This is a genomic window from Opacimonas viscosa, assembly GCF_024199005.1.
In the GTDB taxonomy this organism is placed as follows: Bacteria; Pseudomonadota; Gammaproteobacteria; order Enterobacterales; family Alteromonadaceae; genus Opacimonas; species Opacimonas viscosa.
The window spans coordinates 1-262 of sequence record NZ_JANATA010000188.1; the positions used below are offsets into that span (position 1 = coordinate 1).

The following is a 262-nucleotide window of genomic DNA, read 5'->3' on the forward strand; positions in this document are numbered from 1 at the left end:
GTTAAATGCGTGGTTCCCATCAGGCATACCACAGCCAGCGCAAACCTGGGGTTCAGGTGACCCTGGCGTCATTAATCCACTGGAAGGTTCAACCCGTTCAACGGCCTGGTCTGTACTGGAAAGTGGTGACGTGTTTGAAACCGTATCTGCAGCTTACCTAATGGCAAATATCGATACTGAGATTGCCGGTTTACCTATTACAGGTAACGTGGGTGTTCGCTATGTGAAGTCCAAGCAAAGTTCAACCACATTACAACGTGCG

General features: G+C 49.2%; 1 protein-coding gene. It reads left to right on the forward strand.

What is annotated here, in order from left to right; genetic code table 11:
- The coding region (locus NLF92_RS13245) for a hypothetical protein (RefSeq protein WP_254102702.1) at positions 1-262 on the forward strand (262 nt) is incomplete at both ends.